This is a genomic window from Microbacterium sp. MYb72, from assembly GCF_002979415.1.
GTDB lineage: Bacteria > Actinomycetota > Actinomycetes > Actinomycetales > Microbacteriaceae > Microbacterium > Microbacterium natoriense.
On the sequence record NZ_PCOT01000001.1, the window covers coordinates 23492 to 47850 of the forward strand.

General features: G+C 68.7%; 23 protein-coding genes and 1 tRNA gene. 7 read left to right on the forward strand and 17 right to left on the reverse strand.

The window, feature by feature from the left end; genetic code table 11:
- Nucleotides 1-19 precede the first annotated feature (19 nt).
- The 5 genes from CQ047_RS00100 to CQ047_RS00120 all read right to left on the reverse strand — a co-directional run bounded on the left by CQ047_RS00100 (nucleotide 20) and on the right by CQ047_RS00120 (nucleotide 3988).
- The gene (locus CQ047_RS00100) at nucleotides 20-871 is read right to left on the reverse strand and encodes an FAD:protein FMN transferase (protein WP_105672251.1); all 852 of its coding nucleotides are present in this window, start codon (nucleotides 869-871) and stop codon (nucleotides 20-22) included.
- Nucleotides 872-886: 15 nt separating this feature from the next.
- Nucleotides 887-1357: an FMN-binding protein gene (locus CQ047_RS00105; RefSeq protein ID WP_105672415.1), complete on the reverse strand. Its 471-nt coding sequence runs from the start codon at nucleotides 1355-1357 to the stop codon at nucleotides 887-889.
- 86 nt (nucleotides 1358-1443) lie between these two features.
- Nucleotides 1444-2478 carry a ribose-phosphate diphosphokinase gene (locus CQ047_RS00110; protein WP_105672252.1) on the reverse strand — a complete coding sequence of 345 codons (1035 nt, stop codon included), beginning with the start codon at nucleotides 2476-2478 and terminating at the stop codon, nucleotides 1444-1446.
- A gap of 6 nt (nucleotides 2479-2484) precedes the next feature.
- Nucleotides 2485-3915, reverse strand: a complete 1431-nt coding sequence (gene glmU / locus CQ047_RS00115; RefSeq protein WP_105672253.1) for a bifunctional UDP-N-acetylglucosamine diphosphorylase/glucosamine-1-phosphate N-acetyltransferase GlmU — start codon at nucleotides 3913-3915, stop codon at nucleotides 2485-2487.
- Nucleotide 3916: 1 nt separating this feature from the next.
- Nucleotides 3917-3988: transfer RNA gene (locus CQ047_RS00120), tRNA-Gln, on the reverse strand.
- 73 nt (nucleotides 3989-4061) lie between these two features.
- On the opposite strand from CQ047_RS00120, the gene CQ047_RS00125 reads away from it, so the two are divergent.
- Entirely contained in the window at nucleotides 4062-4556 is a 495-nt protein-coding gene (locus CQ047_RS00125; protein ID WP_105672254.1) for a MarR family winged helix-turn-helix transcriptional regulator, read from the forward strand.
- Nucleotides 4557-4562: 6 nt separating this feature from the next.
- Here the strand turns inward: CQ047_RS00125 and CQ047_RS00130 are convergent, their stop codons facing one another.
- Nucleotides 4563-5027: an Rrf2 family transcriptional regulator gene (locus CQ047_RS00130; protein ID WP_105672255.1), complete on the reverse strand. Its 465-nt coding sequence runs from the start codon at nucleotides 5025-5027 to the stop codon at nucleotides 4563-4565.
- A 61-nt stretch (nucleotides 5028-5088) separates the two neighbouring features.
- On the opposite strand from CQ047_RS00130, the gene CQ047_RS00135 reads away from it, so the two are divergent.
- Entirely contained in the window at nucleotides 5089-5838 is a 750-nt protein-coding gene (locus CQ047_RS00135; protein ID WP_105672256.1) for an SDR family oxidoreductase, read from the forward strand.
- An 18-nt stretch (nucleotides 5839-5856) separates the two neighbouring features.
- Here CQ047_RS00135 and CQ047_RS00140 read toward each other — a convergent pair whose 3' ends face one another.
- Entirely contained in the window at nucleotides 5857-6798 is a 942-nt protein-coding gene (locus CQ047_RS00140) for an NADP-dependent oxidoreductase (protein ID WP_105672257.1), read from the reverse strand.
- A gap of 107 nt (nucleotides 6799-6905) precedes the next feature.
- Here CQ047_RS00140 and CQ047_RS00145 point away from each other — a divergent pair, with 107 nt between their 5' ends.
- The gene (locus tag CQ047_RS00145; protein WP_219844569.1) at nucleotides 6906-7844 is read left to right on the forward strand and encodes a GlxA family transcriptional regulator; all 939 of its coding nucleotides are present in this window, start codon (nucleotides 6906-6908) and stop codon (nucleotides 7842-7844) included.
- Between the two features lie 16 nt (nucleotides 7845-7860).
- The gene (locus CQ047_RS00150) at nucleotides 7861-8781 is read left to right on the forward strand and encodes a pseudouridine synthase (protein ID WP_219844574.1); all 921 of its coding nucleotides are present in this window, start codon (nucleotides 7861-7863) and stop codon (nucleotides 8779-8781) included.
- Here CQ047_RS00150 and CQ047_RS00155 read toward each other — a convergent pair.
- The 6 genes from CQ047_RS00155 to CQ047_RS00180 form a co-directional block, all read right to left on the reverse strand.
- The gene (locus CQ047_RS00155; protein ID WP_105672260.1) at nucleotides 8768-9427 is read right to left on the reverse strand and encodes a methionine ABC transporter permease; all 660 of its coding nucleotides are present in this window, start codon (nucleotides 9425-9427) and stop codon (nucleotides 8768-8770) included. The genes CQ047_RS00150 and CQ047_RS00155 overlap by 14 nt on opposite strands.
- Complete coding sequence (locus tag CQ047_RS00160) at nucleotides 9427-10470, reverse strand: methionine ABC transporter ATP-binding protein (RefSeq protein WP_105672261.1); 1044 nt, start codon at nucleotides 10468-10470, stop codon at nucleotides 9427-9429. The genes CQ047_RS00155 and CQ047_RS00160 overlap by 1 nt, the downstream gene beginning before the upstream one ends.
- Before the next feature lie 75 nt (nucleotides 10471-10545).
- Nucleotides 10546-11457 carry a MetQ/NlpA family ABC transporter substrate-binding protein gene (locus CQ047_RS00165; protein WP_105672262.1) on the reverse strand — a complete coding sequence of 304 codons (912 nt, stop codon included), beginning with the start codon at nucleotides 11455-11457 and terminating at the stop codon, nucleotides 10546-10548.
- Between the two features lie 90 nt (nucleotides 11458-11547).
- Nucleotides 11548-13275, reverse strand: coding sequence for a Na+/H+ antiporter (locus CQ047_RS00170; RefSeq protein WP_105672263.1), 1728 nt, complete (start codon nucleotides 13273-13275; stop codon nucleotides 11548-11550).
- Nucleotides 13276-13328: 53 nt separating this feature from the next.
- Complete coding sequence (locus tag CQ047_RS00175) at nucleotides 13329-15122, reverse strand: ABC-F family ATP-binding cassette domain-containing protein (protein WP_105672264.1); 1794 nt, start codon at nucleotides 15120-15122, stop codon at nucleotides 13329-13331.
- 27 nt (nucleotides 15123-15149) lie between these two features.
- Nucleotides 15150-15908, reverse strand: coding sequence for an alpha/beta fold hydrolase (locus CQ047_RS00180; protein ID WP_105672265.1), 759 nt, complete (start codon nucleotides 15906-15908; stop codon nucleotides 15150-15152).
- A gap of 100 nt (nucleotides 15909-16008) precedes the next feature.
- Between CQ047_RS00180 and CQ047_RS00185 the strand changes: the two genes are divergently transcribed.
- From CQ047_RS00185 to CQ047_RS00195, 3 genes are all read left to right on the forward strand, one after another.
- On the forward strand, nucleotides 16009-17397 hold the full coding sequence (locus CQ047_RS00185) for an HNH endonuclease signature motif containing protein (RefSeq protein WP_105672266.1): 1389 nt from the start codon (nucleotides 16009-16011) through the stop codon (nucleotides 17395-17397).
- A gap of 138 nt (nucleotides 17398-17535) precedes the next feature.
- The gene (locus CQ047_RS00190; protein WP_105672267.1) at nucleotides 17536-18087 is read left to right on the forward strand and encodes a hypothetical protein; all 552 of its coding nucleotides are present in this window, start codon (nucleotides 17536-17538) and stop codon (nucleotides 18085-18087) included.
- Between the two features lie 323 nt (nucleotides 18088-18410).
- The gene (locus tag CQ047_RS00195; protein ID WP_105672268.1) at nucleotides 18411-18881 is read left to right on the forward strand and encodes a hypothetical protein; all 471 of its coding nucleotides are present in this window, start codon (nucleotides 18411-18413) and stop codon (nucleotides 18879-18881) included.
- Between the two features lie 89 nt (nucleotides 18882-18970).
- On the opposite strand, the gene CQ047_RS00200 is transcribed toward CQ047_RS00195, so the two are convergent.
- The 4 genes from CQ047_RS00200 to CQ047_RS00215 form a co-directional block, all read right to left on the reverse strand.
- Nucleotides 18971-20089 (reverse strand): sugar-binding protein, encoded by a 1119-nt coding sequence (locus CQ047_RS00200; RefSeq protein WP_105672269.1) that lies wholly within the window; start codon nucleotides 20087-20089, stop codon nucleotides 18971-18973.
- Between the two features lie 60 nt (nucleotides 20090-20149).
- Nucleotides 20150-21499 carry a multiple monosaccharide ABC transporter permease gene (gene mmsB / locus CQ047_RS00205; RefSeq protein WP_105672270.1) on the reverse strand — a complete coding sequence of 450 codons (1350 nt, stop codon included), beginning with the start codon at nucleotides 21497-21499 and terminating at the stop codon, nucleotides 20150-20152.
- Nucleotides 21496-23016: a multiple monosaccharide ABC transporter ATP-binding protein gene (gene mmsA / locus CQ047_RS00210; RefSeq protein WP_263294988.1), complete on the reverse strand. Its 1521-nt coding sequence runs from the start codon at nucleotides 23014-23016 to the stop codon at nucleotides 21496-21498. Before mmsA ends, mmsB begins: the two co-directional genes overlap by 4 nt.
- Before the next feature lie 154 nt (nucleotides 23017-23170).
- Nucleotides 23171-24184, reverse strand: a complete 1014-nt coding sequence (locus CQ047_RS00215; RefSeq protein ID WP_105672272.1) for a LacI family DNA-binding transcriptional regulator — start codon at nucleotides 24182-24184, stop codon at nucleotides 23171-23173.
- Nucleotides 24185-24359 lie beyond the last annotated feature (175 nt).

Sequence of the window (24359 nt, forward strand, 5' to 3'; positions counted from 1 at the left end):
TCTTCCCTACTTCTCCGGGTCAGGGGCGGGCGACGAACAGCTCGGCCCTGCAGTCCGCCGAACGCTCGATGCGTCCGTCGGTCGTCATCCGCACCCACTCGACGCCCCAGTCGTCGGCGAGCTCGGGGCCGCCGTCGAAGAAGAGCGCGGTGGCGACGGCATCCGCTCTCATCGCATCCGCGCCGATCGCCCAGGTCGCCGCCCAGGTCTGCACCGGAACGCCGGTGCGCGCGTCGAGGACGTGGTGGAGTCCGTCGCCCCAGGCCCGGCGGTTGATCGCGGACGCGCAGAGCGCCGCATCCTGCAGGGAGACGATGCCGACGGCCTTCGTGGGGTCGAACGGATGCTCGAGGCCGATGCGCACCGCACTCCCCCGCACCCTGAGGTCTCCCGCCGCGTCGACCACGAGGCCTCCCGGCACGTGGGCCAGGAGAGCGAACACGAGGTCGACGAGCCGTCCTTTGCCGAGCGCGCCGACGTCGAGGAGCGCGGGAGCCGAGACCTCGGCATCCCGGTCGCTCCACGAGACGAGAGACGTCCAGTCCGACGGAGCGGCGACGGGCTCTCCGGCGCGCAGCGAGTACGCCGCGTCGTAGCCGAGGGCCTCGAGACCGGCGCCGACCAGCGGGTCGACGGCCCCCGCGGTCGCCGTGGAGAGCTCGCGGTAGAGACTCAGCATCGGCCCCGCGTCGGGAGACATCAGGCGTCCTCCGTGCGCGGCCAGCCGCGTGACGTCGGAGTCGGACCGGAAGCGGGACCACTCCCGATCGAACCGCTCGATCTCCGCCGCGACCGCCGCGCGATCGTCGGACGAGAGCTCTCCCTCGATCTCCCAGCGGGTGCCGATCGCGTCGAAACGCCAGATCGTCATCGCCCCGTCAGGCGCCTAGGAGGCCGCCTGCTCCTTGATCGACTCGACCGCCTGGTTGAAGCCGCCGCTGGTGAGCGAGGAGCCCGCGACGCGGCTGACCTTCAGCTCGGAGAGCGGGACGCCGACCGCCTCGTCCGCGATGCCGCCGATGAACTTGCCCTGGTACTCTTCGGTCTCGCGCGCCTGCGGGTCGCCCGTGACCTCGACCTCCGTCACGACGCCGTCGGCGATGGTGAGCGACACCGAGATCTTCTCGACGGTCTCGGGGGTCTGGTAGGAGCCGTCGGCCGTGTAGGTGCCGTCCTTGTAGGTCGTCGAGCTGCTGTCGCTCGGCGCCGAGGAGGCGCCGGAACCGGTGTCTCCGCCGGTGGTCGCGGTGTTGTCTGCGTCTGCAGCACCGGAGCAGCCGGCCAGGACGAGGAGTCCTGCGACGCCGACGAGAGCGGAGCCCTTGCGGACGGAGGTCGGTACGGTCGTGCGGATCATGATGGTCCTCCCGGCTGTGTGCTGGTCGACGATCTGTCGATGCATTCGACCGTATGCATTCGTCCTATGCGGCCGCTGTGCCTCTGCTACGCGTCTCCGCCGAACATGCTCGTCACGGAGCCGTCCTCGAAGACCTCGTGGATGGCGCGAGCGAGCAGCGGGGCGATCGGGAGGATCGTCAGCTTGTCCCAGCGACGCGACTCGGTGAGCGGGATCGTGTCGGTGATGACGACCTCGTCGATCGACGAGTCCTGCAGACGCTCGGATGCCGGGTCGCTGAAGATCGCGTGGGTCGCGGCCACGATGACGCGGTGCGCGCCGTTGGCCTTGAGCGCCTGCGCCGCCTTCACGATCGTGCCGCCGGTGTCGATCATGTCGTCGACCAGGAGGCAGGTGCGCCCCTCGACGGTGCCGACGATCTCGTGCACGGAGACCTGGTTGGCCACCTTCGGGTCGCGACGCTTGTGGATGATCGCGAGAGGAGCGCCGAGGCTGTCCGACCAGGTGTCGGCCACGCGGACGCGGCCCATGTCGGGCGAGACGACCGTGAGGATCTCACGGTCCTCCTTCGACAGCGTGCGCTGGAAGTAGTCCAGCAGCACCGGCTTCGCGAAGAGATGGTCGACGGGGCCGTCGAAGAAGCCCTGGATCTGCGCGGCGTGCAGGTCGACGCTCATGACGCGGTCGGCGCCGGCCGTCTTGAGCAGGTCGGCGACGAGACGGGCGCTGATCGGCTCACGACCGCGGCCCTTCTTGTCCTGACGCGAGTAGGGGTAGTACGGGGCGACGACGGTGATGCGCTTGGCGGACGCGCGCTTGGCCGCGTCGATCATGATGAGCGTCTCCATGAGCCACTCGTTGACCGGCTCGCCGAACGTCTGCACGAGGAAGAGGTCGCAGCCGCGGATCGAGACCTCGAAGCGCGCGTAGATCTCACCCGACGCGAACGTGCGGTGCTCGACGGGAGCGATCTCCGTGCCGAGATCAGCGGCGACGGCCGCTGTCAGCTCGGGGTGGGAGCGTCCGCCGGCGATGACCAGCCGCTTCTTCGTCTTGGCGACGAGACCGGGGGCCACATCGTTGTCGCGGTCCAGTTCGACCGTCTTCTTCTTGCGCGCCATTGGTCCCTACTCCGCCACTCGGGCCCGGGCTGCGGCATCCGCAGCGTCCGTGCCTGCCCTGTTCTTCTCGACCCAGCCCTCGATGTTGCGCTGAGGCGCGACGCTCATGGCGAGCGATCCGGCGGGGACGTCCTTGCGGACGACGGCGCCGGCGCCCGTCTTGGCGCCTGCCCCCAGCCTAACGGGCGCGACGAGGGTCGTGTGCGACCCGGTGTGCACCTCGTCCTCGACGATGGTGCGGTGCTTGTTGACGTCGTCGTAGTTGGCGGTGATGGTGCTCGCGCCGAGGTTGACGCCCCGCCCGATCGTGGCGTCGCCGACGTACGAGAGGTGCGGGACCTTGCTGCCCTCGCCGATCTCGGCGTTCTTGGTCTCGACGTAGGCGCCGATCTTGCCCTTGGCGCCGAGGACGGTGCCTGGGCGGAGGAAGGAGAAGGGGCCGACCGTGGCCTCCGCGCCGATCACGGCGAGGGTGGCGTCGGTGCGGCGGACGATCGCGTCCTCCCCCACCTCGCAGTCGACGAGAGTCGTGTCGGGGCCGATCACCGCACCGGCGGAGATGGCGGTCGCCCGCAGGATCTGCGTGTGCGGGAGGATCGTCACATCGGGTGCGAGGGTCGCGTCGTCGTCGATCCACGTCGTCGCCGGATCGATGATCGTGACGCCCTCCAGCTGCCAGCGGCGCACGATGCGCTCGTTGAGGAGCCGACCCACCAGGGCGAGCTGCGCGCGATCGTTGACCCCGAAGGTCACGGTGACGTCGGAGACGACGGATGCCGCGACCCGGTCGCCGTCGCGGCGGAGCAGCCCGGGCACGTCGGTGAGGTACATCTCGCCCTGGGCGTTGTCCACCCCGATCTCGGGGAGGTAGCGGCGCAGCGTCTCCGCCCGGAAGACGTACATGCCGGCGTTGATCTCGCGGACGGCGGCCTCGTCGGCGCTGGCATCCTTCTGCTCGACGACGCGGTCCACGCCGCCGTCGGCGTCGCGGATGACGCGCCCGTAGCCCGTCGGGTCGTCGACGACGGCGGTCATCAGCGTCGCCGGGGCGCCCGCCGCGCGGTGCTCGTCGAGGAAGGAGGCGAGGGTGTCGGCATCGGCGAGCGGGCAGTCGCCGGAGAGCACGAGGACGTCGCCGTCGAAGTCGGCCGGGAGGGCGTCGACCGCGACCTGCACGGCGCGGCCGGTGCCCGGCACGTCATCCTGGTCGACGAAGATCGCGTCGGGGTAGTCGGCGGAGAGCGCCGCGACCACCTGGTCGCGCTCGTGGCGCACGACGACCTCGATGTGGTCGGCGCTCAGCCGTGCGGCGGTGGTGAGCACGTGCCCCACCAGCGGACGCCCGCCGATCGGGTGCAGCACCTTCGGCAGGCGCGACTTCATGCGCGTGCCCTGGCCTGCGGCGAGGATGATGATGGCGAGATTGTTCCCAGTCATGCTCCGCCGCCAGGACTCGAACCTAGACCTCACAGCTCCAAAGGCTGTCGTGCTGCCATTACACCACGGCGGACCGCGGCATCCGAGTGGGCGCCGCCCGTCAAGTCTGCCATGCTCACCCCTGTGCGTACGGCGATAATGGACGGATGAGCGAGGCGGATGAGGTCGACCGGATCGTCGGAGCGTGGAACACCCAGCGCCCCGACCTCGACTTCTCCCCCCTCGAGGTCCTCTCCCGCATGGACCGGCTGACCCGGCTGCTCGACCGCGCCCGCCGCGACGTGTTCCGGCGCAGCGATCTGGAGCCGTGGGAGTGGGACGTGCTGTCTGCCCTCCGCCGGGCGGGGGCGCCGTTCCAGCTCTCCCCCAAACAGCTGCTCCAGCAGACGCTGGTGTCGAGCGGCACCATGACGAACCGCATCGACCGGCTCGTCGGACGCCGCTTCGTGCGCAGGGAGGCCGACCCCGGCGACGGCCGCAGCGTGCTGGTGATCCTGACCGACGACGGGCGGATCAGGGTGGATGCCGCGATCACCCGTCTCGTCGATGTGGAGGCCGACCTGCTGCAGGGTCTGTCCCGCGGCGACCGCGATCGTCTGGCGGGGCTGCTCCGCAAGCTCAGCCTGAGCTTCGACGCCTGAGAGCCGTCAGCCGAGGAGCCGGCGGTTCTTCTCGATGACCGACGCGGGCAGTCCGTCGACGATCCCGGCGAGGGTCACGTTCGCCAGCGACGCCCGCCAGGCCTCGTGCGCCGCACGCATGGCGGCAGCCAGCGCACAGGGGTTCCGGCAGTCCTCCGGGCGGGCGGCGCCGCGCCCCTGCTGACGCAGCTCTCGGCACACGTAGGGGTCCGCCGCGCCGTCGACCGCGATGACGAGGTCGAGGATGCTGATGCGCTCCGGCTCCCGCGCCAGCCGGAAGCCGCCGCGCGGCCCCGTGCTCCCGGTGAGGATCCCTGCGCGCACGAGCTTGGCGAGCTGCTTGGAGAGGTACGGACCGGCGACGCCGAAGTGCTCGGACAGCTGCGCCGCGGACACGGTCGAGCCCGGCGGGAGCTGTGCGATCACCGTGGCGGTGTGCAGCACCCATTCCGACGTCTCGGGAAGCTTCACTTGCCCATCCTACGCGACACCCATATTGTGGACATGCAATATCCATGATTAAGGAGCGGACATGCGCATCGCAGTGGCAGGCGGAACGGGACGGATCGGACGACTGGTGGTCGCCGAGCTCGAGAGGGAGGGACACGACGCGGTGTCGCTGACCCGCGGAGAAGGCGTCGACCTGCGCAGCGGGGACGGGCTCGCCGCACGCCTCGAGGGCGTCGACGCGGTGATCGACGCCACGAATCCCCCGGTCGCGGACGCGGCCGAGGCGGAGGCCACGTTCACGACGATCTCGCGCGTCCTCCTCGAGGCGGAGCGGTCCGCCGGAGTCGGGCACCACGTGGCGCTCTCGATCGCCGCACTCGACGCGGTCCGAGGCAACGCTCACTACTTCGGCAAGCGCGCCCAGGAGCGCGAGGTGGCGGCGGGTGCCGTGCCCTTCACGATCGTGAGGGCGACCCAGTTCCACGACTTCCCCGCGATGATCGCCGAGTGGTCGGTCATCGACGGCGAGGGCGTCGTCCCACCGCTGCTGCTGCAGCCGATCGCCCCCGCCGACGTCGCCTCGACCCTCGTCGCCGCCGCGATCTCGGCACCGCTCCAGGGGTCGTTCGACCTCGCGGGCCCACGAACGGAGGATGCGGTGGACATGGCGCGTCGCACCCTCGCCGCGAGGGGAAGCACCCTGGCGCTGCGCGCATCCTGGCGCGGCGCCGCACTGGGGATCGAGTTCGCCGGCGAGGTGCTGCTCCCCGGCGAGGACGCCCGGATCGCGCCGACCACGTTCGACGACTGGCTCGCCGCCGGGGCGCGCTGACGCGCCCCGGCGCACGGCTCACACGCGGGGATCGACGACCACGACCACCTTGCCGGTGACACGGCCGGACTCGACGCGCTCCTGCGCGGCGGCGAGCTCGTCGAGGCCGAACTCGGAGTCGAGGTGCACGGTCACCGCCTCGGACTCGGCGAGAGCGGCGATCTCCGCGAGCTGCCCGCCGTTCGCGGAGACGAGGATCCGCTCGACCGGTCCGGCGCCCCACGACGCGAGCTCGGCCCTGCGCTCGTCTGTCAGCCCGGTGATCGTGACGACGGAGGTCCCGGCCGCGACCGCCCCGCGCGGAGGCAGGGTGTCGTCGACCGTGATGATCACGGCATCCACCGGAGCGATCGCCGCGAGTGCGGCCTCGTCGCGGTAGTCGACGGTCTCGCTCGCGCCCCACGAGCGCAGCAGCTCGTGCTTGGCGGGGCTCGCGGTGGCGACCACCTCCGCGCCCCTCGCGGCGGCGAGCTGGATGGCCAGATGGCCGACGCCGCCCGCGCCGCCGAGCACGAGCACCCGCTGCCCCGAACGGACGCCCGCGGTCTCGAGCGCCTGCCATGCGGTCAGGGCGGCGAGCGGGGCAGCCCCGGCCTGCGCGGTGCTCCATGTGCTCGGCGACGCGGCGAGATCCCCTGCGGCGACGACGGCGTACTCGGCGAGGGTGTGCGCGGCGGCGGGGAACGCGGCGAGCGCGAACACCCGGTCGCCCTCCGCCCACTCGTCGACGCCGGGCCCGACGTCCGAGACCACCCCCGCGACGTCCCACCCCGGGAGGTCGGTGTAGATGATGGGCCCGAAGTCGACGGCGGCGGCGCGGATCTTCACGTCGACGGGGTTGAGGCCGGCGGCGCCGACCCTGACGAGCACTTCTCCGGGGCCGGGAGACGGGATCTCGGTGTCGATGACGGAGACGACCTCAGCCGCCGCCCCTGCACCCGAGTACTTCGCTGAACGCACTGGTCTGCCTTTCTCTCATGCGGCCGATCCGACCGCTCCACCCAGCCTGGCCTGTCGATCATCGCCCCGACAGTGGCCGGATGGTCAATATGTGTCACGATATAGCCATGCACCGCATCGTCGTCGTCGCCCTCCCCGGAGTCTTCCCGTACGAGCTGGGGATCCCCGCCCGCTTCTTCCGCGCCGCCCACCGTGACGGCGAGCCGCTGTACTCCGTCACCACCTGCACCCTCGACGGACTCCCCGTGCCCACGAACGCCGACTTCACGGTGACCCCGGCCTCCGACCGGCGCGCGCTCGACACCGCGGACACGATCATCGTGCCCCCGTGGAGCGCCGCAGAGACCTCCGACGACCCGATCGGACTGGCCGAGTTCGGCGACCGGCGGATCGTCAGCTACTGCACCGGCGCGTTCACGGTCGCGGCATCCGGACTCCTCGACGGCAAGGAGGCGACCACCCACTGGTGCTCGTCGGACGAGTTCGTTCGGCGCTTCCCGCTGGTGCGCATGCGCGAGGACGAGCTCTTCGTCGACACCGGTCGTGTGCTGACCGCCGCCGGGGCGTCGGCCGCGGTCGACGCCACCATGCATCTGATCGCGAACGACTTCGGCGCGGCGGTCGCGGCGACGGTCTCCCAGGTCACGCTCGCGGCACCGCACCGCGGCGGCGGTCAGCGGCAGTTCGTCGCCAGGCCGGCGGTGGCGTCCTCCCCGACGGTCGGCTCGGCGAGCGACATCCAGACCTGGCTGATCTCCCGCATCGACGAGCCGCTGTCGCTCACGGACGTCGCCGATCGCTTCGGGATGAGCGTGCGCACTCTGACCCGCCGTTTCCGCGCCGAGACGGGGCGGACGGTGGGCGACTGGTTCGCCGACGCCAGAGTCGACCGCGCCCGCGAGCTGCTGGAGACGACCGACCTCCTCGTCGACGACGTGGCCGCGCGTTCGGGCTTCGCCACCGGGGCGGCGCTGCGCAAGCACTTCCGCGACCGGATCGGACTGGCCCCGCAGCAGTACCGCTCCCGGTTCACGCAGGCCGCGTAGGCTTGACCGAATGGGCATGCCCTCCCCCCTCCCCATGCGCGACGGCGTCGGCGCGACCCGTCTGCACGTGCCGATGAGCGGCGCCTGGCCGACGATCTCCGCCTACATGGTCGAACGGTTCTTCCACATGGATCCGGAGCGGCTGCTGGTGCGCTTCGACCGCGGTGAGATCGTCGCCCGCGACGGCAGCGCACTGGCCAGGGACACCCCGCTCGGCGCCGAGGAGTTCGTCTGGTACTACCGCGACCCGCCGCCCGAGAAGGACATCCCCTTCGAGATCGTCCTGCTGCATCAGGATCGCGACCTCGTCGTCGTCGACAAGCCGCACTTCCTGCCGACGACACCCGGAGGCAGGTTCCTGCAGAACTCGGCGCTGGTCCGCCTGCGGAACCTCCTCGGCATCCCGGAGCTCACCCCCATCCACCGCCTCGACCGCGCCACCGCGGGTCTGCTGATGTTCTCGGCACGCCCCGAGACGCGGGGCGCGTACCAGCTGCTGTTCGAGAACCGTCAGGTGCAGAAGGTGTACGAAGCGGTGTCGGCGCGACCGGCGGACTGGGATGCCGCGATGCTCCCCCTGGTCTACCGCAACCACATCGTGAAGCACCGCGGCGAGGTGCGCGTGCGGGTGGATGCCGAGCGCGAGCCGAACGCGGAGACCCTGATCGAGCTGATCGCCGCCGATGAGCGCGTCGTGCACACGCTGCTGCGCCCGCACAGCGGCAAGATGCACGAGCTGCGCGTGCATCTCGCCGCCCTCGGTCTCGGCATCCTCAACGACGGGTTCTATCCCGTGCTGCGGCCGGAGAAGCCCGACGACTTCGAGGCCCCCCTCCAGCTGCTGGCGCGGGAGTTGCGCTTCGTCGATCCGCTGAGCGGCGCCGAGCGCGAATTCGCGACCGGTCTCGCTCTGAAGGAGGCCCCTAGCGCCGCATGACCTTGCGCGCCAGACGGGTGCCGAGCACCTGCACGAGGTGCACGAACACGACGATGAGGATGATCGCGGCCCACATCACGACCGGCTCGAACTGCCGGAAGCCGTAGATCTGGGCGAACGCGCCGAGGCCGCCGCCGCCGATCAGACCTGCCATCGCGGTCATGTCGATCAGCGCCACGACGATGAACGTGTACCCGAGGATCAGCGGCCCGAGCGACTCGGGGATCGCCACGGTGAACAGGATGCGCAGGGGGCCTGCGCCCATCGACCTCGCCGCCTCGATCACGCCGGGCGAGACCGACACGAGATGCTGCTCGACGATGCGCCCGATGGCGAAGGAGGCCGCGAGGCCGATGATGAAGGCGCCGGCGGTGGTGCCGATGCCCACCCCGACCACGACGCGTGCGAGGGGCTGCGCGACCGCCATGAAGATCACGAACGGGATCGGGCGGAAGAAGTTCACGACGAGGTTGATGAGGAACGAGACGACGCGGTTCTCGACGAGACCGCCAGGGCGCGTGACGTAGAGGATCACGCCGATCAGGAGACCGAGGATCCCGGAGATCACGAGCGCCACGGAGGTCATGTACAGCGTCTCGAGCGCGGACTTCCAGAACTCCGGCCACAGTTCCATCAGACGTTCCATCAGCGGACCTCCTCTCCGGCGATCTCGGTGACGTCGACGCGCGTGCCGATCTCGGCGAGCGCCCGGTCGATCGCGGCGCCGTCGCCGCGGATCGCGAGTGTGAGATGCCCGAAGGCGCGTCCGCGGATGTCGTTGATGCCGCCGAAGATCAGCTCGAAATCGAGACCGGCGCCGGCGAGATCGAGGAACACCTGCGCCTGGGAGGAGTCGCCGTCGCGGAACGAGAAGGTCACGATGCGACCCCGGTGCCGCTCCCGCAGCACCGCCAGCTCTGAGGGCGAGGGGATGCCCTTGACCACCGTGCCGACGAAGCGCTGGGATGCCGGGTTCTGAGGCGAGGAGAACACGTCGAACACGTCTCCCTGCTCGATGACACGGCCGTTCTCCATGACGGCGACCTTGGTCGCGATGGTCTGGATGACATCCATCTCGTGCGTGATCACGACGATCGTGACGCCCTGCTCCCGATTGACCCTGGAGAGGAGTTCGAGCACCTCGTGGGTGGTCTGCGGATCGAGGGCGCTGGTGGCCTCGTCGGCCAGCAGGATCGCGGGGCCGGTGGCGAGGGCGCGGGCGATGCCCACGCGCTGCTTCTGCCCGCCGGAGAGCTGCTCGGGGAACGCCTTCGCCTTGTCGGCGAGACCGACGAAGCTGAGCAGCTCCGTCACACGCGCGTCGATGTCGTCCTTCGACCAGCCGGCGAGCTTGAGCGGGTAGGCGATGTTGGCCCTGACGGTCTTCGCGGCGAAGAGGTTGAACTGCTGGAAGATCATCCCGATGCCGCCGCGGATCTTGCGCAGCTCCCGCTCACCGAGCGCCGTGATGTCGACGCCGTCCACGGTGATCGTGCCGCCGGTCGCGGGTTCGAGGGCATTGATGAGTCGGACCAGAGTGGACTTGCCCGCCCCGGAGTAGCCGATGATGCCGAAGACGTCGCCCTTCTCGATCGAGAGGGTCACGTCGTCGACGGCGACGACGTCGCCCGCCCCGGCGGACCGCGAGGGGTACGCCTTGGAGACGTTCGTGAGGGTGACGATCGGCATGTGCTGCTCCGGTGTGGTGCGTGGCGACGAAGAATCGGGTGGCGCTGAGCGCCACCCGATTCTCTCAGTCGCTGATTACTTCTGAGCCTTCGTGTCCTTCTCGACCTTCTTCAACGAGGAGAGGAGGTCGGCGACGGGGGTCTGCAGCGGCACCGCCGTGTTCCCCGACGACTCCTGGAGTCCGGCCTGGACGTCCTTGTTCGTCTGGAAGATCTCGACGAGCTTCTTGTAGGTCGCGTTGTCGGCGTCCTCGGCGCGAGCCGCGAAGATGTTCACGTACGGCAGCGCGTTCGGGTCTTCCGGGTCGTCCTGTGCGATCGCGTCGGTGAATGTCAGACCGGCGTCCTTGACGAAGTCGTTGTTGATGATCGCCGCGGCGACGTCGGGCAGCGAGGTCGGGATCAGGGCCGCCTCCAGCGCCTTCACCTGGACCTTGGACTTCTCCGTGTCGACGTCGGCGATGTCGGAGAAGATCGACCCGCCGCTCTTCAGCTCGATGAGGCCCGCCGACTGCAGCACGAGAAGCGCACGAGCCTGGTTGGACGCGTCATCCGGAACGGCGACGGTCTCGCCCTTCGGGATGTCCTTCACGTCGTCGTACTTCTTGGAGTACAGGCCGAGCGGGTAGATCGCGGTGGAGCCGACCGGCACCAGGTCCTTGCCGGAGTTCACGTTGTAGTCCGCGAGGTACACGATGTGCTGGAACTGGTTGAGGTCGATCTCGCCCTCGGCGAGCGCCGGGTTCGGCTGCTCGTACGAACCGAAGTCGACGAGCTCGACCGTGATCCCCTCGTCGGCCGCAGCCTCGACGAAGGGCGCCCACTGCGCGTCGCCCTTGCCGACGACGCCGATCTTGACGGTCTCGTCCTTGGCGGAGTCGCCGCTGCCGGCGCCGGCGTCGCTGGATGCCGTGGCGCAGCCCGCGAGGGCGACGAAGAGCGGGACCGCGGCCAGCGCGGCGAGGATGGACGTTGTGCGACGAGTCATGTGAAGAGTTCCTCTCTTGGGGGACTCTTCAACGGTAGGCAGGGCCTCCCCACCCCGAGGAATCGGGTGTCACACGGCGTCACAGCCGGATCAGTCGAACTCCTCGATCCCCTGCAGGCGCACCTGCTCGAGGTCGAGACGCGCGGAGATGCGGCGCACCACCACGTCGTCGACCGTGCCCGAACGGCGAAGCCCCAGCAGCACCTCGCGCTTGCGGTCGAGCAGCGCGAGCTTGAGGCGCGTGTGCTCCTCGTGGCGGATGAGCGGGGACCGCTGCGCGACGTCGACCGCGGTCGAGGTCGCGATGATCTGCAGACTCGAGCCGTCGACGGCATCCTCCCGCTGCTCCACGAGCTCCAGGCCCGCGCTGCCGCCGCCGTAGGGGTCCGGCTCGTCGAGCATGGCGTCGAGGGCGCTGGCCTCAGCATCCACCGCCGCCTGCTCCCTGGCGAGAGCGCGCGCGTTCGCGTACTCGAGCATCAGGTAGCCTTCGCTGCGCACGCGGTCGAGGATCTCCTGGCCGACGCCGTGCTCGGCCGCGAGGTCGTCGAGCGCCGCGAGCGCCGCACCCGAGATGGTGCGCTCTGCGAGCTCGTACTCCTCGACCTCCGCCGTGTCGACGGGGAGCTTGGCCCAGCGCACGACGGCCGGCAGGAGCGGACCCTGCACGAGCAGGCTGAGCAGGATGACGCCGGCCGTGACGACCACGACCTCGTCGCGTCCTTCGCCGCCGATCTCGACGGGGATGGAGAGCGCGATCGCGAGGGACACCGCTCCGCGCATGCCGGCGAACGTGGAGAGGAGGCGGACGCGTGCGGCGAGACTGCGTGGTGGTCGCGCGTCGGTCGGGCGGCGCACCACGGCGCTCAGCAGCTGGAACAGATAGCGCACCGCCAGCAGCGCGACCCACACTCCGAGCGTGATGAGCACGAGGCGGCCCACGGCTGCGGCGGAGATCTCGTGCACGACGTACTGCACCTCGAGCCCGATCAGCACGAAGAGCGCGCCGTTGAGCAGGTAGACGCCGAACGGGAAGGCGGCCTCGGACTGGCGGCGGGAGGATGCCGTGGTGATGCGCGGAGACACGTACGCGATGACGAGCCCAGCCACGACGACCGCGAGCACACCCGAGGCGTGCATGATCTCCGCCAGCAGGAACGCCGTGAACGGCACGAGCAGCAGGGTCACGTTGATGACCGCCGTGCTCGTCGACCGGCGCAGCAGCAGGTACGCGAGGGCAGCGATCACCGCGCCGGCGAGCACGCCGCCGACGTACGAGACCAGGACGGTCCAGGTGATGCTCAGCGGCGTGACGTCGCCGCCGACCGCCAGCGAGATCGCGATGGCGTACAGCACGAGGGCCGTGCCGTCGTTCGTCAGGCTCTCCGCCTTCAGCTTCATGAACATGCGTCGCGGCAGCAGTCGCCCGAGAGCCGCGACGGCCGTGGCGTCAGGAGGGGCGACGGCGGCGCCGAGGATGAGCGCGATCTCCCACGGCATCCCGAACAGCACGCCCACTCCGGCGACGGCGAAGGCCGAGGCCACCACGAGCAGCGTGCTCATCGGCAGGATGTAGCGGAAGTCGCGCCGGATCGACCGGAGCGACGTCGTCAGGCTCTCCCAGAACAGCATCACGGGCAGGAACAGCAGCAGCACCGTCTCCGGCGGCAGCTGCACCTCGCGCAGCTGCGGCACGAAGCCGAGCAGCAGCCCGAAGACGACGAGGACGAGGGGGAGTGCGACGCGGATACGCGGAGCGAGCAGGGTTCCTGCGAGGATCGTGAGTCCGAGCAGGACGGTGACTTCTAGACCTTCCATCTCTACCTCCCAACAGCGGTGAGAGAAGGATATTCCCCGTTCGGGGGTTCAGGTCAGCCGATCTCCTCCGTGAGCTCGAACCAGCGCAGCTCGAGCTCCTCGATCTCCGCCTCCCGATCCCCGATCGCCTTCATCTTCTCGCCGAGTCCGGCGTAGTCGGACTGGTCGTGGTCGGCGAGCGAGTGCTTGGCGGCATCCACCTGCTCCGTGAGCTTCTGGATGCGCCGCTCCAGGGCGGAGACCTCCTTCTGCGCGGTGCGCAGCGCCGCTCCGTCCAGCCCCTTCGGAGCCGCCTTCGCAGCTCCGGCGGACGCCTTGGAGGGCTCGGCGTCCTGCAGCTGACGCAGGCGCAGGTACTCGTCGACTCCGCCGGGGAGGTGTCGGAGTCTGCCGCCGAGGATCGCGAACTGCTGGTCGGTCACGCGCTCGAGGAAGTACCGGTCGTGGCTGACGACGAGCAGCGTGCCCGACCACGAGTCGAGGAGGTCCTCGATCGCGGCGAGCATGTCGGTGTCGAGGTCGTTCGTGGGCTCGTCGAGGATCAGCACGTTGGGCTGGTCGAGCAGCACGAGCAGCAGCTGCAGACGGCGCTGCTGACCTCCGGAGAGGTCCTTCACCGGGGTCGAGAGCTGGGCGGACGAGAATCCGAGGCGCTCCAGCAGCTGCCCGGGAGTGAGGTCCTGCGCCTTCGAGCCGTTGCCCATCGTGTACGAGGTGCGCAGACCCGAGATGACCACGCGCACCGGGTCGTTCCAGTGCTGGTCGAGCTCGTCGAGGCGCTGGGTCAGCGTCTGCACCTTGACGGTCGTGCCGCGCTTGACACGCCCGACCGTGGGTTCGACGGTGCCGGAGATCAGGCCGAGCAGCGTCGACTTGCCCGCGCCGTTGACCCCGAGGATGCCGGTGCGCTCCCCCGGCGCGATGCGCCACTCCACATCGCGCAGCACCTCCTTGTCGCCGTAGGACACCCCCACGTCGAGAAGGTCGACGACGTCTTTGCCGAGGCGGGAGACGGCGAGCGACTGCAGGGAGATCTTGTCGCGGATCTCGGGGACGTCGGCGATGAGTTCGTTGGCGGCGTCGATGCGGAACTTCGGCTTGGCCGTGCGTGCCGGGGCGCCGCGGCGCAGCCAGGCGAGCTCCTTGCGCGCGAGGTTCTGCCGCTTCGCCTCGGTGGCTGCGGCCATCCGGTCGCGCTCGACGCGCTGCAGGATGTACGCCGCGTAGCCGCCCTCGAAGGGCTCGACGATCCGGTCGTGCACCTCCCAGGTCTCGGTGCAGACCTCGTCGAGGAACCAGCGATCGTGGGTGACGACCATGAGGGCCCCGGAGTTCGGGCTCCACCGCTTCTTCAGGTGCCCGGCGAGCCAGGTGATCGCCTCGACGTCGAGGTGGTTGGTGGGTTCGTCGAGCGCGATGACGTCCCAGTCGCCGGTGAGCAGCTTCGCGAGCGAGACCCGTCGGCGCTGGCCGCCCGAGAGTGAGCCGATCTCGGCATCCCACGGCAGATCCCGCAGCAGCCCGTCGATGACGTCACGGACCTTCGCGTCGCCGGCCCATTCGTGCTCGGGGGTGTCGCCGACGACGGCCTGGCTGATCGTGAGACCGTCGCCGAGGGTGTCGGCCTGGTCGAGCACGCCGATCGTGGTGCCGCCGCGGACCGTCACGCGGCCGGAGTTGGGTTCCTTGATGCCTGCCAGCATCCCGAGGAGGCTGGACTTGCCGTCGCCGTTGCGGCCGACGATGCCGATGCGGTCGCCCTCCTCGATTCCGAGGGTCACGGAGTCGAAGACGACCCTGGTCGGGTATTCGAGCTGGAGGGCTTCTGCCCCGAGAAGATGTGCCATGTCACTTCAAGGGTAGTCGCGCTCGCCTCACCCGACGGCCGGGCCTCCGAACAGCTCGGGGAGGGACGCAGTGAACTCCTCGAAGTGGCTGTACCAGACGGTGTGCGCGGCGCCGGGGATGCTGCGGATGCCGACCCCGTGCTCCGTGAGCCTCCGCACGTCGGCGTCGCTCACCCACGAGCTCGGCTCGGCCCTGACGACGACCGACCCCGGAGCCGGCGGCCACTCGCCGTCGGCTCCGCAGGAGACGGATGCCAAGGTCTCCGGGTCGAACCGCTCGGCGGCACGAGCCTCGACCTCGGCATCCCTCTCGGAGTAGAAGGGGCGGCTCCGGCGCAGGGCATCGGCATCCATGCGTGCGAGGCGGTCGCGCTCGTACCGGGCGACGAGCTCAGCGCGGTCATGACCGCCCTCGATCGACAGCGCGGCATCGACGTAGACGGTGAGGCTCGGGTCGAGAGCCGCGGCGGCCGCTGCCAGCACGGTGGCCCCGTAGGAGTGTCCGAGGGCGTGGAGCGGCCCCTCGGGCGCGAGCCGCCTGATCGTCTCGACGACGGCGGCTGCGGCCGCGTCGACGGTGAGCTGCGCGTCACGGGGAGAGCGTCCGTGGCCGGGGAGATCGAGGGCGAGCACACGGTATCCGCGGTCGACGAGGAGCGGGATGACGCGCCACCAGCTCTCGGCTGATCCCATCGCTCCGTGCAGGAGCAGGGCGGTGCGGAGCGGGGGCGTCGCCGCGCTGTCCGAGTCGGCGGAGTCGGCCGTGTCGAGGGCGTGGAGGAGCATCCGGTCAGTCAATCACGGTCGTTATTCTTCTGTGACATTTCGAGTCTGCGAGCTGTGGAATCTTTGTTCGAATGTCGGTGGCCCCTGGTGTACTGGACTCATGACCGCACTGATCGACGCGACCGACTCCCAGATGGCGATGCTCGCCGATCTGGTCGAGTCGCTGGAGATCGCCGATGCGACGGTGAACGCGATGATGGCGGCCCGCGACGGGCTGTTCGCGCTGGCGGGTCGGATGGCCGTCGACATCGCGAAGCAGGGCGATCACCCCGATCGGGGTGACATGACGATCCGCGCGGTGGCGGCCGAGATCGGGCAGCGGCTCCGGGTCAGCGACCGCACGGTCGAGCGGAAGATCGGCGAGGCGTCGTGGCTGGTCGACGGCTTCCCCGCCGTGTGGCAGGCACAGGGCGCGGGGCGCATCACGGCAGCGCACGCGCACGTCATCATCGACGCCGGCGCACAGCTGACCGACGACGACCAGCGGGCGGAGTACGCCGAGGCGGTGCTCGCCGTCGCCGAGGTCGAGTCTCCGAATCGGCTGCGGGCGGTCGCGAAGCGCATCGCCGAGAGGTTTCAGGGGCAGACGATAGACGAGCGGCATCGGGCCGCCCGCGAACGGAGGCGCGTCTGGGCGACGGATGGCGAAGACGGCATGGCCGATCTCCACGTGCACGCCCCGGCCGTGCTGGTGCACGCGATGAAGGATCGCGTGTCCGAGATGGCCCACCGGATCCGTACCGAGAACATCCGCGAGGCGCGCGAAGCCGCAGCCGACGGCATCCCCTTCGACCCCGACACCCGGTCCGTCGACGAGATCCGCGCCGATCTGTTCGCCGACCTCGTACTCACCGGTACCCCGGTCGCCCACGACAGCGCAGACGGCACGCTCGGCGAGATCCGCGGGCGCGTGGAGATCACCGTGCCCGTGATCACCCTGATGGCGGAGGATGCCGCGGAGGCGGCCTCCGCCGACGGCGACGCGTCCTCGACCACGCCGCCGCCTGCGATGCTCGACGGTGTCGTGCCGATCGACGCCGACACCGCTCGTGCGCTCGCAGGCTCTGCGACAGGGTGGGACCGAGTGCTCACCCACCCGATCACGGGGGCGATGCTCGCGGTCGACCGGTATCGCCCGTCGGAGCAGCTCAGACGGCATCTGAGGGCACGCGATCAGCGGTGCCGGTTCCCGACCTGCGGGATCATCGCCAGGAAGTGCGACATCGACCACAACGATCCGGCGTCCACGGGTGGCGCGACCGCCGAGTGCAACCTCTGCTGCTTCTGCCGCAGGCACCACACGCTCAAACACGCCTCGCCGTGGCATGTCGAACATCACCCCGGCGGAGTGCTCGAATGGACGAGTCCCGCCGGCCGCACCTACACCGACACTCCCCCGGTACCGCACACGGTGGTGTTCGTCGCCGAGGCCGACGGTGCGCCCCCGACGGGGACGGCACTGCTCGCACGCGCCCGGGCGCCCTTCTGAGGTTCCGGTCTTCTGAGGTTCCGGTCTTCTGAGCTTCCGGTCTTCTGGTCTCCTGAGCTCACGCGCGCGCATTCCCGCACGATCATGGCCTGTGGATAACTCCGGCGACGCATTCGCGAATCCGGTTACCGTGTGCGAGTGATTCTCCAGAGAACAGCCACCCACTCCCTCAGCGGACTCGGCGCCCTCGCACTCATCGCGGGAGCAGTCGCCGGATGCGCACCCACTCCGGCCCCGACGCCGACGCCCACCGCGGCCTTCGCGAGCGAGGAGGAGGCGTTTGCGAAAGCCGAGGAGGTGTACCGGGCGTTCAATGCTCGATTGAATGAAGTCGATCTCAGCGATACGAGGACCTTTGAACCATTGTTCGAGCTCTCCAGCGGTTCATTCGAGGCTGCAGATCGCGAGGCCTACTCCACGATGCATGCCGATGGTTTCATCATGAGCGGAGAAACAAGGGTTCTCTCCTTCGACGGAGTGAGGTCCAAACCACCCTTTACCACCGTCGTTGCGAACGTCTGCCTCGATGTGTCATCAGTTTCCATCGTCGACTCGTCCGGGGTGTCCCAAGTGAGCTCCGACCGTCCTTCTACTTACGCACTTGAGATCACCTTCGTGTCCGAGAAGAACCACAGCCTCTCAATCGACTCCGCAGCGGAACGAGAGGATGTCGCATGCGTAGTGGAGTAGCAGCGATTTTCGCGATCGGAGGTGTCCTGCTCATGACCCAGCATCCGTCCCAAGACTCGACAACTGATCCCGAAAACCCCTTGGGGAGCGCAGCCATTGCAACGGGGCGATCATCGCTCACAGTCAGCAGCTCAGCGACCCAAATGGGCACGACTCCATCCACGGGCCAGAGGGATGTCAGCTCTGACGATTCCGACTCCCCTTCGTCGCCCTCGTCGTCCTACGACGCCGACGGGTGTCTCATCACGACGGACGAGGATGGCCGCTGCATCCGCGCACGGATACGGGCCAACCCTGACGGGACCCCCGCACCCTCGGTCACGATGACCGACCTCGCGCAGTTCGCCCCTCCGGCTGCGGACTTCGCCGTCGAGCCCGGCAACGCCGGAATCGCGGGCATGCCGACGAACCTCCTCGGCGCCGCGTCCGTCCGCACGCAGACCGGGACGCTGTTCGGCAACCCGATCAGCGTTCGCTTCACGCCCATCGCGTACGACTACTCCTACGGCGACGGCTCCACCGCCACGGTCACGGTCCCTGGCCGCACCTGGGAAGAGCTCGGCCAGGCGCCGTTCACCCCGACGCCGACCAGCCACGTCTACTCCGCACGCGGCACCTACACGGCCGCCCTCAGCATCCGCTACTCCGCCCAGGTCGACCTCGGCGGCGGCTGGTTCCCCGTGATCGGCGAACTCACGATCGACAGCCCCAGCCAGCAGATCCGCATCTTCGAGGCCCACACGGCCCTCGTCGCACGCACCTGCCTCGAGAACCCCGCCGCGGTCGGCTGCTGACCCGACCATCGCCTCATACAAGAAGACGAGCCGTCCGGACCAGAAGGTCCGGACGGCTCGCGCGTCCCCAGGAATCGGAGCGCTGCTGCTTACTGGTACGACTTCACGATCTCGAGCAGGCTCGGGACGTTCGCGTACGCCTCAGCGGCGTTGGCCTTGGTGACGATGATCGGCTTCAGCAGGAACGCCGGGACGACCTTCACGCCGTTGTCGTACGACTCGGTGTCGTTGACGTCGACCTTCTCGCCCTTCTGCAGCTGCTGGACCATCTTGATGGACTGCTCGACGAGCAGCGTGGTGTCCTTGTTGATCGTGGAGTACTGGATGCCCTCCATGATCGACTTGACCGACTCGACCTCGGAGTCCTGACCCGTGACGACCGGAACCGGCTTGCCCGCGCCCTGGACGGACGTGATGATGGCGCGAGCCAGGGTGTCGTTCGGCGACAGGACGCCGTCGAGCGTCTCGGTGCCGTACGACGAGGTCAGCAGCGAGTCCATGCGGCGCTGGGCGTTCTCAGCCTTCCAGCCGTCGGTCGCCGTCTGCGCGATCTCGGTCTGACCCGAGACGACCTTCAGGTCGCCCTTCTCGATCTCCGGCTTCAGCACGCTCATCGCGCCGTCGAAGAACACCTTCGAGTTGGCGTCGTCAGGCGAACCCGAGAACAGCTCGATGTTCCACGGCGCGTCGTGACCCGAACGCTCCTTCAGACCGTCGAGCAGAGCCTGGCCCTGCAGCTCGCCGACCTTGAAGTTGTCGAACGCGACGTAGTAGTCGACGGCCTTGGTGTTCTCGATCAGACGGTCGTAGGCGATGACCGTGACGCCCTTGGACTGGGCATCCTCGACCTGCGTCGCGAGCTGCTTGCCGTCCTTGGCGCCGATGATGATGACCTTGGCACCGCCGGTCACCATCGCCTGGATCTGGTTCTGCTGCTCGGCGACCGTGTTGCTGGCGGGCGCGTACTGCACGTCGGCCTTGAAACCGGCCTTCTCGAGACCGTCGGTGAACAGCTGGCCGGCGAGCACCCAGTTCTCACTGGTCTTGTCGGGAAGGGCGACGCCGATCGTGGCGTCCGCGGCGAAGCCCTTGCTGGCCTCCGTCGAGGTGCCCCCGCCGGTGTCTCCCCCGCGCTCCGAGGAGCACCCGGTGAGAGTGAAGGCTGCCGCTGCGACAAGCGCTGTCGCGGTGACGATGATCTTCTTCATGTGATCTCTTTCTGTGGTGAGGGACAGATGATGCACGCGGGCGGCGCGTGCAGCATCCGCCTACTTTCCGCTCGTCTTCTCGACGGCGGGGGCCTGATAGGTCTGAGTGGGGTCGAAGGTCGCGCTGCCCGGATCGTTCTTGCGACCGATGTTGCGCATGATGAACCCCGTCACGGAGGGGCGTCCCTGCCGCTTGTTCCACACGTCGACACCGACGGCGAACAGCAGCACGAGGCCTTTGATCATCGACACGAGGTCGGCGCCGGCGCCCATGAGGGCGAGTCCGTTGTTCAGGAACGCCATGACCAGACCACCGATGATCGATCCGATCACCGTGCCGATGCCTCCCGACACCGCGGCGCCACCGATGAACACCGAGGCGATCGCGTCGAGCTCCCAGCCGTTGCCGTCCTGAGGTCCGGATGCCGCAGCGCGGGCGACGTAGATCATTCCGGCGAGCGAGGCGAGCACGGACATGTTCATCATCACGAAGAAGTCGACCCAGCGGTCCTTGACACCCGACAGGCGGGCCGCCTGCCGGTTGCCGCCGACGGCGTAGATGTGACGGCCGAACACCGTGCTGTTCGTGACGAACGAGTACAGGATGACCAGCACGAGCAGGATGACACCCGACACCGGGAAGCTCGTGCCGGGGCGCCCGGTGGCGAACAGCCAGCCTGCGACGAGGATGACGGCGGAGAGCACGACGACCTTGACGACGCTCACCCACAGGGGCGCGGAGTCAGAGCCCATCTTCTTCTGCACGCGGCGGGTGCGGATCTCCCAGAACACGATCCATCCGGCGCCGAGGATCGCGAGGATCATGGTCGGCACGTTGAACGGGACGGGCAGAGCGACCTCGGGCAGGTAGCCGGCGCCGATCACACGGAACTCCGGAGGCACGGGGATCGTCGTGGACTGGCCGATGAACTGGTTCGCGCCGCGGAAGAGCAGCATGCCGGCCAGCGTCACGATGAACGCCGGCACCCCGACGTACGCGACCCAGAAGCCCTGCCAGGCGCCGACGACCACGCCGACCCCGATGCCGAGCACGATCGCGAGCGGCCACGGCAGGCTCCACTCGGTCATCGCCTTCGCGACGATGATGCCGGTGAAGGCCGCGACCGAGCCGACGGACAGATCGATGTGCCCCATGATGATGACCATCACCATGCCGATCGCGAGGATCAGGATGTAGGAGTACTGGTTGACGACGTTGATCAGGTTCTCGGGCGACAGGGTGAGCCCCGTCCCCTTCGCGAGCCAGGTCAGGATCTGGAAGAACACCAGGATCACGATCAGGCTGCCGAGGATGCCGAACTGGCGGAGGGTGGACTGTCCGCCGCCGAACATCTTCGTGATGTCGCCGAAGTGGAACGGGCGCTTCGTAGGAGTGAGATCGGTACTCATGCGGATGCCTTCTGGTTCGTGGAGGTCATGCTGCGCATGAGAGCCTCGGGTGTCGCCTGGTCGGCCGGGATGCAGTCGGTGACCCGACCTTCGAAAACGGTGTAGATGCGGTCGGAGATGCCGAGCAGCTCGGGGAGCTCGCTGGAGATGACGATGACGCCCTTGCCCTGCGCGGCGAGCTGGTTGATGATCGCGTAGATCTCGTACTTCGCGCCGACGTCGATGCCTCGCGTCGGCTCGTCGAGGATCAGCAGGTCGGGGTCGGTGAACATCCACTTCGCCAGCACGACCTTCTGCTGGTTGCCGCCGGACAGCTTGCCGACGCCCTCCTCGACCGACGGGGTCTTGATGCGCAGCGCCTTGCGGTAGTCCTCGGCGATCGCGAACTCGGCCCGCGAGTCGACGACCCCGCGCTTCGCGATCTTCGAGAGCTTCGCGGCGACGACCGAGCGCTTGATCGTGTCGAGCAGGTTGAGCCCGAGCACCTTGCGGTCCTCGCTCACGTATGCGAGACCGTGCTTGATGGCCGACGCCACGTCGGGCAGCTCGATCTCCTTGCCGTCCTTCACGATCGTGCCGGAGAGGAACGTGCCGTACGAGCGTCCGAAGATGCTCATCGCGAGCTCGGTGCGTCCTGCACCCATGAGGCCGGCGATGCCGACGACCTCGCCGCGGCGGACGTTGAGGCTCGAGCCCTTCACGACCATGCGCTCGGAGACCGTCGGATGCTGCACCCACCAGTCCTTGACCTCGAAGAACACCTCGCCGATCTCGGGCTCGCGGTCGGGGTAGCGGCTCTCCAGCGAGCGGCCCACCATGCCGCGGATGATGCGGTCCTCGTTGATCTCCCCGCGGGAGATGTCGAGGGTCTCGACCGTGCGTCCGTCGCGGATGATCGTGATCTCGTCGGCGATCTGCTCGATCTCGTTGAGCTTGTGGCTGATCATGATCGACGCGATCCCCTTGGCCTTGAGGCCGAGGATCAGGTCGAGCAGGTGCTGCGAGTCGTTCTCGTTGAGTGCGGCGGTGGGCTCGTCGAGGATGAGCAGCTTGACGTCCTTGTTGAGCGCCTTCGCGATCTCGATGAGCTGCTGCTTGCCGACGCCGAGGGTCTTGATCGGCGCGTCGGGGTCTTCGTCGAGGCCGACCCTGGCGAGCAGCTCGATCGCACGCTGCTTCTGCGCCTGCCAGTCGATGCGCCCGAAGCTGCGGATCTCATTGCCGAGGAAGATGTTCTCGGTGACGGACAGCTCGGGGATCAGCGCGAGCTCCTGGTGGATGATCACGATGCCGGCCTGCTCGCTCGCGGCGATGTCCTTGAAGCGCTGCTCCTGCCCGTAGAGCAGGATGTCGCCGTCGTAGGTGCCGTACGGGTACACACCCGAGAGGACCTTCATGAGGGTGGACTTTCCCGCGCCGTTCTCACCGCAGATCGCGTGGATCTCTCCCGCGCGGACGGTGATCGACACGTCGGACAGTGCCTTGACGCCCGGGAACTCCTTGGTGATGTCTCGCATCTCCAGGATCGGGCCTGACACGACCGGCAACGTTGCTGTGGTGCTCACGGATCTTCCTCGCGCCTTTGCGGTCATCTTCCATGTGACCGTTCACATTGGTTTATATGGTCCACTCTCCACGGGGCAGTGTCAAGCCCGTGATCGAATCGTGCCCTTATCGCGGCGCGGAGGACTCCCGCGGACGCAGCATCGTCTGCAGCGCGCCGAACTCCGGCACCGCCTCACCGCGGATCTGAGCGAGCAGGATCCGCACGGCTCTCCTGCCCAGCTCGGGGAAGTCCTGATGCACCGTCGTCAGCGACGGGGCGACATGTGCCGCGACCGGAATGTCATCGAAGCCGACGACGCTCACGTCCTCCGGCACCCGCACACCCGCGACCCGGAAGCCGTGCATGAGGCCGATCGCCATCTGGTCGTTGGCCGCGAAGATCCCGGTGAAGTCCCGGCGCCGCGACAGCTCCTGACCTGCGAAGAAGCCGAAGTCCGCCGTCCAGTCGCCGCGGATCGGCGGGAACGTGGGCAGATCGGCCTCCCTCAGCGCATCGAGGTAGCCCCTCATGCGCGACTCCGCCTCGATCCAGTCCTGCGGCCCGGCCAGATGGAGGATGTCGGTGTGCCCGAGGGATATGAGGTGCTCCGTGGCCGCCCTGGCTCCGGCGACCTGGTCTGCGGAGTGGCTGACGCCGTCGGATCCGGACGCCGTCTGCAGCGTCACGAAGGGCATGTCGACGGTCATGCCGCGCAGGACATGGAACACCCGCACCTGCGGGGCGAGCACCACGATGCCGTCGACCTGCTCCCGCGACAGCTGTCGCAGCGCATTGCCGATCGCCTCCGGCGTGGTGGCCGAGAGGTTCAGCGTCGAGACCGAGTACCCCTCCTCGCGCGCGGCATCCTCGATCCCCACGATCGACGAGGTGGGACCGAACTCCCCCACCGTCGCCGACAGGATGCCGAGCATGTTGGACTTGCTCGTCACGAGCGCCCTGGCCGCGAGATTGGGCCGGTAGTCGAGCACGGAGATCGCGTCGAGGACCTTGGCCTTGGTCTCCGGACGGATGCTCGGATGATCGTTGAGAACCCGGGAGACGGTCTGGTGCGAGACCCCTGCCAACCGGGCGACGTCGCGGATGCTGGGCATCCGTGCGCGCTCTGAGGCCGTCGACATCACAGCCTCCTCGCATGTGCACGGTCACATCTATCGTCCCCATTATGTCTCTCCCCGCCCTCCGGCGCACCTCCGAGCTGCGCGGCGGGTGCGCGGCTTGTGCTCCGGTACCGGATGACCCGTCTGATTTCGTACCCCCGCACCGGACTCCTCCGCACCCGTGATGCCACGCTGG